This window comes from Collimonas fungivorans (genome assembly GCF_028292705.1).
Classification (GTDB): Bacteria; Pseudomonadota; Gammaproteobacteria; order Burkholderiales; family Burkholderiaceae_D; genus Collimonas; species Collimonas fungivorans_B.
Genome location: NZ_JAQGLV010000243.1, coordinates 1 through 3,025, shown reverse-complemented (window position 1 = coordinate 3,025; position 3,025 = coordinate 1). Strand labels below are relative to the sequence as shown.

General features: G+C 60.2%; 3 protein-coding genes. 2 read left to right on the top strand and 1 reads right to left on the bottom strand.

Going from position 1 to position 3,025, the window contains the following annotated elements; genetic code table 11:
* A partial coding sequence (locus JWQ61_RS13880) for a sodium:solute symporter family protein (RefSeq protein WP_304361042.1) occupies positions 1–928 on the bottom strand: 928 nt, incomplete at its 3' end.
* Between the two features lie 218 nt (positions 929–1,146).
* Here JWQ61_RS13880 and JWQ61_RS13875 point away from each other — a divergent pair.
* Together JWQ61_RS13875 and JWQ61_RS13870 are read left to right on the top strand one after the other, a co-directional pair.
* Complete coding sequence (locus JWQ61_RS13875; RefSeq protein ID WP_304361041.1) at positions 1,147–1,773, top strand: hypothetical protein; 627 nt, start codon at positions 1,147–1,149, stop codon at positions 1,771–1,773.
* Positions 1,774–2,074: 301 nt separating this feature from the next.
* The gene (locus JWQ61_RS13870) at positions 2,075–2,704 is read left to right on the top strand and encodes a hypothetical protein (RefSeq protein ID WP_304361040.1); all 630 of its coding nucleotides are present in this window, start codon (positions 2,075–2,077) and stop codon (positions 2,702–2,704) included.
* Positions 2,705–3,025: the final 321 nt, after the last annotated feature.

The window sequence follows — 3,025 nt, the reverse complement described above, 5'->3', positions numbered from 1 at the left end:
AAGTCGGCAGCAGGCGCTGGTAGTCGGACTTGGCGATATCGAGCGCGCCCTGGCCCATCACGATGACGGCGCAGGCGACGATAAACATCGGCACGAACGCGAACATGATGTAGCTGGCGCCGCCGATCACCGCGCCGGCGCGCGCGGTGGGCGCATTCTTGGCCGACATCACGCGCTGGTACACGTCCTGCTGCGGGATCGAGCCGAACATCATGGTGACGCCGGCGCCGATGAAGAAGGCGATATCGGTGAAGGTCGGCGGCGGCAGAAATTTCCACAGGTCGGCCTTGCGCGCCATGTCGAACACCTGGCCGGCGCCGCCCGCCAGGTCCGCGGCAAAAAAGGCGATGATCGACATGCCGATGACCAGCACGATCATCTGGATGAAATCGGTCAGCGCGACGGCCAGGAAGCCGCCGACCACGACGTAGACCAGCACCGCCAGGGTGCCGACGATCATGCCTGCGGTCTCGGACATCGCGCCATTGGTCAGCACTGAAAACACCAGGCCGAGCGCGGTGATCTGGGCCGCCACCCAGCCGAGATAGGACAGGATGATGGCGACCGAGCAGAACACCTCGATGCCCTTGCCGTAGCGCACGCGATAGTAGTCGCCGATGGTCAGCAGGTTCAGTTTGTACAGCTTGGCCGCGAAGAACAGGCCGACCAGGATCAGGCAGGTGCCGGCGCCGAACGGGTCTTCGACCAGCGCGTTCAAGCCGCCCTGGATGAACTTGGCGGGGATGCCCATCACGGTTTCGGCCCCGAACCAGGTCGCGAAGGTGGTGGTCACCACCATGATCAACGGCAGGCTGCGGCCGGCGACCGCGAAGTCGCTGGTGTTCTTGATGCGCGTGCCGGCCCAGACGCCCAGCGCAAGCGTACCGAATAAATACAGGACAACAGAGGAAATCAGTGTGGTGTTCATGTATTTCTGCTCGCTCGTCAGGTAATTTTCAGTCGGGAAAATTCGGCGATTATAGCGTCAGAAACCGGCTGTGGCGCGCTTTCGGAGGCTTTCATTTGAAGCTGGTCGAAACCCGTCGCGCCCGCACGTCGATGGACGCTTCATGGAGGGAGCGTACAATAAGACTGATGATATCAAAGTGACAACTAGTAGTCACATTGGACCTGATGAGGAACGCCATGGACGCCCACCCGGACGATGAATTCCACGAGATCGGCGACGCGTTCGCCGCCCTCATCGAAGGCTTGCGGGAATCCGGTTACGACTGGCTGGCGCGCTTCGAGCATCTGCCGCGGGCGGACGAACTTAGGCGCCGCCACCTGCTGGTAGATGGCACCGTCGGCGCAGGCGGCATGCATGCTGCACGGTTGCTCGATTTCGGCCTGACTCCCGGAATAATTTACGGCGCGACTCGCGGGGCGTATTTGCAGTTCGCGCGCACGGCGCAATTGATGGCCGTAGGCAAGCCGGCGCCGGTCGCGCTCGAAGACGCGGCGTTTTGCGTTGCCGGGCCGCGGCTAGAGTTTGCCTATGTTTCACGCGAGCTGGTGTTGGCCGCCATCGCCGGAACGCGCGGCATTGCGGAGGCGGCGGTAGAACCTGTCTTCAACTGGATCAGCGACGTCCTCCCGCTGCGTCCATTCCTGATCGAAGGATATGTTTGGGAAGGGATGCTCGATGGCATCGCACTGCTTTCGCCGGTGGCTGCGGATCGGCCTGCCGATCTGCTTGCACAGTGGTCGCGCGGACGGCTGGCCATTGCGACCGCCTGGGCTGACGACGCGCAACGGATGTCCGACGCGTAGTGCCGCCTTCCGTTTCCAAAGCCTGCGCAATCCTAAGCCCAGTTGGAATATGGCTCGGCTGGACGCTGACGTTGACCTCGTCCATATCGGCCTTTTTCCCGACGCCAGCGCGCCGGAGTACGATACACTTCTCGTGCGGAATGATCGCTTCAGCATTCGCTATGTCGGCTTAAAGCCGGAAGCGGCAAATTTCCGAATGCATGCAATCGGCCAGGAGCAGTCGTTAGCGTGACAATGTGTGCATTTTGATGATTGAGTATCTGGTAACTTAAGGCTTCGCCCAAAACCCGACTAGCGAGCTATGCCAAAACCAACTTTGACCGTTCTACTTTCGTGTGTCCTCGTCATCTCTTGCCGCATGGCCGGCGCGCAAGAGGTTTCCCCAAAAAGCTGCGCATATGACCGCGCACGCCTGCTCGCCCTGGACGAAAACCAATTTGATCAGGACATGTCGGGAGGATGGCGAGAGCTGTCGTCCATACCGGGCTGCGCTTTGGTTGCAGCCGACCTGCTGCACGATTACCGAGAAGCGCATCATAAAGACTCGGGTCTCCTGTTCTGGCACGAGGCCCAGGTGCGTGCAGACGCTGGGCAGTATCCGGAAGCGATCACCTTGATGAAACGGGCGTACAAGCCTGCGGAGGAGGACAAGGCCGGGTGGAATCCATACGTCGAGGCAACGATCGCCTTTCTGCGCAGGGACAAGGCGGCGTTCGAGCAGGCAAGGTTAAAACTTGCTGCAGTCCAGCCACCGGTGGGTGCTGGTATACCGCCAGTCATCAATGGCTACATGGAAGCAGAATTTGCTGACGGGTCAACGAGGAAAATTCGCTGGCCGATAAACATTGATGTCGTCGAGGGGCTGGAGAATTGCTTCGACAAGCCTTATTTCGAAGCGTACAGGGACGTGTGCCGGCAAAGCAAACACTGAGGTCACCGACGGTCGCCATCAGTCCGCAATGGGGGGCGAAAGCTGCCATCGGCCACGGGCCGCAATCAGCCACAAGCGGCCAGTGATCTCCCCCATGCGTCCCCAAGCGAACGACCGCGAACTCGGCGTACGAAACACTGTCTCAGGATTTTAAGACGCACTTGTAATGTAGCGCTCAGGACCGCGCGCCATTCTTGTCTCTGGCTGACCTTGCCGGTTTCACTCAAGGAGCACTTCAATGACCAGGAAGACAGTTGGTGACGTACTAATAGACACGCTGGCGGACGTCGGGGTGCGCCGGATTTACGGCGTGGTAGGTGA

Excerpts from the sequence above, each read along its gene's own strand:
- JWQ61_RS13870 (WP_304361040.1), top strand. The coding sequence starts at position 2,075 with ATGCCAAAACCAACTTTGACCGTTCTACTTTCGTGTGTCCTCGTCATC.
- JWQ61_RS13875 (WP_304361041.1), top strand. The coding sequence starts at position 1,147 with ATGGACGCCCACCCGGACGATGAATTCCACGAGATCGGCGACGCGTTC.